General features: G+C 72.1%; 5 protein-coding genes. 4 read left to right on the top strand and 1 reads right to left on the bottom strand.

The genetic code is table 11. The features are described from left to right. Positions 1-245: 245 nt before the first annotated feature. Entirely contained in the window at positions 246-1388 is a 1143-nt protein-coding gene (locus G5C65_RS29015; RefSeq protein ID WP_165302012.1) for an ROK family transcriptional regulator, read from the bottom strand. Positions 1389-1586: 198 nt separating this feature from the next. On the opposite strand from G5C65_RS29015, the gene G5C65_RS29010 reads away from it, so the two are divergent. The 4 genes from G5C65_RS29010 to G5C65_RS28995 all read left to right on the top strand — a co-directional run. Continuing rightward, positions 1587-3422 carry a peptide ABC transporter substrate-binding protein gene (locus tag G5C65_RS29010; protein ID WP_338146716.1) on the top strand — a complete coding sequence of 612 codons (1836 nt, stop codon included), beginning with the start codon at positions 1587-1589 and terminating at the stop codon, positions 3420-3422. Further along, the gene (locus G5C65_RS29005) at positions 3419-4369 is read left to right on the top strand and encodes an ABC transporter permease subunit (RefSeq protein ID WP_165302010.1); all 951 of its coding nucleotides are present in this window, start codon (positions 3419-3421) and stop codon (positions 4367-4369) included. The genes G5C65_RS29010 and G5C65_RS29005 overlap by 4 nt, the downstream gene beginning before the upstream one ends. Next, positions 4366-5250 carry an ABC transporter permease subunit gene (locus G5C65_RS29000; protein ID WP_165302009.1) on the top strand — a complete coding sequence of 295 codons (885 nt, stop codon included), beginning with the start codon at positions 4366-4368 and terminating at the stop codon, positions 5248-5250. The genes G5C65_RS29005 and G5C65_RS29000 overlap by 4 nt, the downstream gene beginning before the upstream one ends. 40 nt (positions 5251-5290) lie before the next feature. Next, on the top strand, positions 5291-6352 hold a 1062-nt coding region (locus G5C65_RS28995), incomplete at its 3' end, for an ABC transporter ATP-binding protein (RefSeq protein WP_165302008.1).

The raw sequence follows: 6352 nt of genomic DNA, 5'->3' as shown, positions 1-6352 counted from the left end.
CTTGCTCGGTCAGCTCTACCACTGCCTGCACAACCGGCAGCTCTTCGACGAGCATCACGCATTCACCTCCTTCTCAGCAGCTCCAGCCGCCGCAGCTTGACTTCTTAGGCACGTGAGATGTCTCTCGGTCGGCCGGCGGATGGACGTGCCCCTGTCAGGGGCGCGGGGAACTGCGCGACGCGCCACGGCGGCGGCGCGGACCGCGGCGAGCCGCAGGGGGCTGCCTGTCTCGCACGGTCCGCCGGTCACGGAACGAGCTCGCGCAGGGCGAGGCGGCCGGCGCCGAGCAGCCCCGCGTCGGGGCCTGACGACGCCGCCGCGATCGTCAGCTGCCCGGTCGTCATCGGCAGGCAGCGCTCGTAGAGCATCGCCCGCACGGCCGCCACCATCGGCTCCGCCTCCGCCAGCGCGCCGCCCAGCAGCACGGCCTGCGGGTTGAAGAAGTTCACGACGACCGACAGCACCGTGCCGATGTGCCGGCCCGCCTGCCGTACCAGCGTCGTGGCCTCCGGCTCGCCGTCCCGCACCAGGCGGAGGATGTCGGCGGCGCCCGCCACCGGCACGCCGCGCTCGCGGAGCGCGACGACCAGGGCAGCGCCGCTGGCCACCGTCTCCAGGCAGCCGATGTTGCCGCACGAGCAGGGGCGTTCGGCGGCGGCCTCCACGCGGACGTGGCTGATGTCGCCGGCCGCGCCGCCCGCGCCCCGGTAGACGCGGCCGTGGCTGATGACGCCGGAGCCGATGCCGCGCCCCGCCTTGACCAGCACCAGGTGCTGCAGCTCCGGGTGCACCGCGGCGTGCTCACCGAGGGCCATCACGTTGGCGTCGTTGTCGACCAGCACCGGCAGCCCGGCCCGTTCGGCGAGCCGGTCGCGCAGCTCGTACAGATGCCAGCCCGGCATCCGGGCGGGGGCCACCACGCGCCCGGTGTCCGGGTCCACGGGCCCGGGGAAGCCGATGCCGACGCCGCGCACCGTGCGGCCCGCGGCGCGCTGCCGCGCCGCCAGCCCCGACAGCCGCCCGGCGAGCAGCTCCAGGGTGGGCTCGGGGCCCTCGGTCAGGTCGTAGGCGTGCTCCTCGGTGTCGGAGGCGGCGCCGGTGCGGGTGACGGCGCCGAGCCGCACATGGTGGCTGCCGAGGTCCACGGCGAGGGCCACGGCGCCGTCGTCGGGTATCCGCAGCAGGCGCGGGCGGCGTCCGCCGCGCGAGGTGCCCTCGCCGTCCTCCGCGAGCAGGCCGAGGTCCACCAGCTCCTGGACCCGCGCGGAGACCGTGGAGGCGGCGAGGCCCAGCTCGCGGACGAGGTCGGCGCGGGAGGCGACGGCGCCGCTCGCGACCAGCTCCAGGACGTGCGCGGCGGAGCCGCGCTGCTCCGCTGGGGGGGCCATAGGGAACCTTTCTTCGGTCTGCGAATGAAGACGTGGAACGAAGTGGTCGCTAGTAGACACGAATTGAAGGAAGTCTGCCAAGGGGGGTTGACCTTTTTTCGATTTCCTCCGTACTTTTCTCGCTGTCTTTGACCGATTCTGATCGGAAGGGCGGGAGGCGGCATGCGAATACGCGGCATGCGGACACGCGGCTTGCGCGTGCGCGGCAGACCGGTGCGCGCCGTGCGGGGATGGCGGGCCACCGTCGGGGTGCTGCTCACCGGCGCCCTGCTCACCGGGCTCACCGGCTGCGGCCCCGACGTGAAGGCCGTCACCGACCTGGGCGCCGTCGGCGGGCAGCGTGTCGACGGCGGGACGGCCACCATGGCGCTGCCCCCGGCCGCGGCACCCAACTGGATCTTCCCGATCGCCCCGGCCGGCTACGGGGCCACCTACAACAGCTCGATCCAGGACCTGCTCTACCCCCGGCTCGTCACCCCCGAGCCCGGCAAGAACGGCGAGCTGACCATGGACAGCCCCCGCAACCTCGCCGGGAAGATCCGCTACGGCGACGGCAACCGCAGCGTCACCGTCACCCTGAAGCGGGGCTACCGCTGGTCCGACGGGAAGCCGGTGACCGCGCGCGACGTCGCCTTCTGGTTCGAGCTGGTCCGCGCCAACAAGAAGGAGTGGGGCTCCTACACGGCCAAGCTGATGCCGGACAACATCAAGCGGTTCCAGGTCCTGGACAGCCGCAGGTTCCGGCTCCGGCTGGACCGCGCGTACAACCCCGTGTGGTTCACCTCCAACCAGCTCAACTTTATGAAGCCCCTGCCGCGGCACGCCTGGAACCCGGAGGACGAGGGCCCGAAGAAAGCCTTCGCGCGGCTGTCCCAGCACGCCAAGCAGCTCTCGAAGTTCGACTCCGACCCGCTGTGGAAGACCGTCGCCGGGCCCTGGCGGGTCGAGAAGTGGTCCCCCTCCGGGCGGGTCTCGCTGGTGCCCAACAAGCGGTACGGCGGCCCGGACAAGCCGCATCTGGACCGCGTCGTCTTCAAGCCGTTCACCACCGCCGGCTCCGAGTTCAACGTGCTGCGCGCGGGCGGCGTCGACTACGGCTACATCCCGCCCTCCGTCATGGCCCAGTCCAGGCACTTCAAGAAGACCGGATACCGCGTCGACCCCTGGGAGAGCTGGGGCATCACCTATCTCGTCCCCAACCTCAACCATCCGGTCAACGGGCCGCTGTTCCGGCAGCGCTATCTGCGCCGCGCGCTCCAGTCGCTCATCGACCAGAAGGCCATCGCGAAGTACGTCTGGCACGGCGCAGCCAAGCCCACCCTGGGCCCCGTCCCGTCGGCGCTGATGGGCCGCGACGCCACCCCGTACGACCCGGCGCGCGCCCGCAGGCTGCTCGCCTCGCACGGGTGGCGCAAGGACGGCGGCACCCTGCGGTGCACCCGGCCGGGCACCGGCGCGGGGCGCTGCGGCAAGGGCGTCAGGGACGGCCAGAAGCTGCACCTCGAACTGCTCTCCCAGTCCGGATCGACCGAGACCTCGAACACCATGCAGGCGATCAAGTCCTCCTTCTCCCGCGCCGGGGTCGCCCTCGACATCCGCCAGCAGCCGCTCAACACCGTGCTCGGCACCACCGTCCCCTGCAAGCGCAAGGAGCCCGTCTGCAAGCAGTGGCAGCTCGGCTTCTTCGGCACCGGCGGAAGCTGGATCTTCCCCGCCGACCCCAGCGGCGAACGGCTCTTCTCCACGGGGGCGCCCTCCAACATGGGCAACTGGTCGGACCCGAGGACCGATGAGCTGATCAAGCGGACCGAGTACTCCGACGACCCCTCGGCGCTGCGCGACTACGCCCGCCACCTCGCGAGCGAGGTCCCCGTGCTGTGGACCCCCAACCCCGCCTACCAGGTCTCCGTCATCCGCAACGACCTGCGCGGCGTCCAGCAGAACCCCACGCTCACCTTCGCGCCCCAGGACTGGTACTACGTCAAGAAGCGCGGCAAGGGCGGAACGGCCGGCCAGGGAGGCGGCGCGAAGTGATCCCCTTCCTCGTCAAGCGCACCGGACAGGCCCTCTTCGTCCTGCTCCTCGTCTCGATCATCGTCTTCGTGCTGCTGCACCAGCTGCCCGGCGGCCCGGCGCGCGCCATCCTCGGCCCGAAGGCCACCCCGGAGGCCATCGCGCACTTCAATCACCAGCAGGGCTACGACCGCTCGCTGCCCGTGCAGTACGGGATGTATCTGAAGCGGCTGGTCACCGGGGACCTGGGCGAGTCGTACAAGCTCAACCAGTCCGTGCTCACCGTGCTCGGCGAGCGCCTCCCCAAGACGCTGCTGCTCGCCCTGCTGTCCGTGGTCGTCGCCGCGCTGCTCGCGATCCCGCTGGGGCTGCTGCAGGCCGTGCGCCGGGGCCGGGCCTCGGACTACGTGCTCACCGGCGCCGCCTTCCTCGCCTACGCCACCCCCGTCTTCTTCCTCGGCATCGTGCTGATCCTGGGCTTCTCGCAGCAGCTCCAGCTCTTCCCTGCCGAGGCGCCGCAGGCCGACTCGGTGGGCGGCGTGCTCAAGGAACCGGGCGGCCTGGTGCTGCCGGTGGTCACCATGGCGCTCGGCATCGTCGCCATGTTCAGCCGCTATATGCGCTCGGCCGTCCTGGACAACCTGAGCGAGGAGTATGTGCGCACCGCGCGCGCCAAGGGCCAGTCGCAGGCCCGGGTGCTGCTCCGGCACGTGCTGCGCAATGCCCTCATCCCGCTGGCCAGCCTGCTCGGCCTGTATCTGCCCACCCTCTTCAGCGGCACCCTCGTCGTGGAGTCCCTGTTCAACTACCCGGGGATGGGCCTGCTGTTCTGGAACTCGGCGCAGAGCAGCGACTTCCCCGTGCTGCTCGGCGTCACCCTCGTCGTCGGCTGCGCCACCGTGCTGGGCTCGCTGCTCACCGATATCGCGTACGCCGTCCTCGACCCCCGCATCAGGAGCGTGTCGTGACCGCCGAAGCACTGGAAGGGCTCACCGCCACCCCCAGCCTGGCCCGCCGTACCCTCGCCGTCTTCACCCGCAACAAGCTGGCCCTCACCGGCGCCGCCGTCCTCGTCCTGCTGCTCGGCTTCTGCTTCCTGGGCCCGCTGGTGTACGACACCGACCAGGTGCACACCGACATCGCGCAGGCCAGCCTCTCGCCCGGCACCGAGGGACACCCGCTCGGCACCACCGACCTCGGCTACGACATGCTGGGGCGGCTGATGCACGGCGGCCAGACCTCCCTGGAGGTGGGCCTCGCCGCGGGGCTGCTGGCCACCCTCTTCGGCACCGTCTACGGCGCCGTCGCGGGCTACTTCGGCGGCTGGGTGGACGCGGTGCTGATGCGGATCACCGACGCCGCGCTGGCCATCCCGGCGCTCTTCCTGCTGGTGGTGGTCGCGGCGATCATCACGCCCAGCAAGCCGGTGCTGATCCTCATCATCGCCTCCGTCGCCTGGCTCTCCCCGGCCCGCCTCATCCGCGGCGAGGCCCTGGCGCTGCGCAGCCGGGACTATGTGCACGCGATGCGGCTGATGGGCGGCGGGGGCGGGCGCGCCGTCTTCCGGCACATCGTGCCCAACGCCATCGGCACGGTGATCGTCAACGCCACCTTCCAGATCGCCGACGCCATCCTCTACGTCGCGTACCTGTCGTTCCTCGGCCTGTCCATCCCGCCGCCCGCCGCCGACTGGGGCTCGATGCTGAGCGCCGGCATCACCTACACCCAGGTCGGCTACTGGTGGCTGATCTTCCCGCCGGGACTGGCGATCGTCCTGGTGGTGGCCGCGTTCAACTTCATCGGGGACGGGTTGCGGGACGCCTTCGATGTGCGGCTCCAGCGGAACTGACTCCGGCGGAACTGACTCCGGCGGAACTGAGGGGTGTGAGATGAGAGATCTGCTGCGCGTCGAGGACCTGCGTGTGGACATCGCAGGACGGGACCGCACCGTGCACGCGCTGGACGGCGTGTCCCTGGAGCTGGCGCCCGGCGAGGCGCTGGGCCTGGTGGGCGAGTCGGGCTGCGGCAAGACGATGACGGCCCTGGCCGTGCTCGGGCTGCTGCCCGGCGGCGGCCGGGTCACCTCCGGCCGGATCCTGCTGGACGGCACGGATCTGGCGGCGGCCCCGCCCCCGGTGCTGCGCGGGGTGCGCGGGGACACCGTCGGCATGGTCTTCCAGGACCCGCTGACCTCCCTCAACCCCACCATGACGATCGGCGCCCAGGTGGCCGAACCGCTGCTGCTGCACCGCCAGCTGGGCCGCGCCGAGGCCCGCAGGAAGGCGGAGGAGACCCTGGCCATGGTCGGCCTGCCGCGCCCCGCCGAGCGGATGCGCAGCTATCCGCACCAGCTCAGCGGCGGAATGCGGCAGCGGGTCGCCATCGCGATGGCGCTGGTGTGCGAGCCGAAGCTGCTGATCGCCGACGAGCCGACGACGGCGCTCGACGTCACCACCCAGCACCAGATCCTGGACCTGATCGGGGAGCTGCGCGAACGCCTCGGCATGGCCATGATCCTGGTCAGCCACGACCTGGGCGTCATCGCCCGGCGCGTGGACCGGGCCGCGGTGATGTACGGCGGCAGGATCGCCGAGCAGGCCCCGGTCCGCACCCTGTTCGCGGCCCCCCGGCACCGCTACACGGAGGCCCTCTTCGCGGCCCTCCCCGAACGCGCGGGCGATACGACCCGCCCGCTGGCCACCATCCCGGGCCTGCCCCCGGCCCTGACGACGCTCCCCGCCGGCTGCCGCTTCGCGCCGCGCTGCGCGTACGCGACCGACCGCTGCCGCACCGAGGACCCGGAGCCGGTGGCCGCCCAGCCCGGCGACGGCACCGCCGCGGCGTCCGAGGGCGCCCATCTGTACGCCTGCTTCCACCCGGCGGACCCGGATCCTGCGGCCGGCGCCCCGGATCCGGCTCCCGGCCCGCCGGAGCGGGCCTCGAACGAGGGC

It is taken from the genome of Streptomyces boncukensis (assembly GCF_011045075.1).
In the GTDB taxonomy this organism is placed as follows: Bacteria; Actinomycetota; Actinomycetes; order Streptomycetales; family Streptomycetaceae; genus Streptomyces; species Streptomyces boncukensis.
This window is presented reverse-complemented; position numbering and strand designations above follow the sequence as displayed.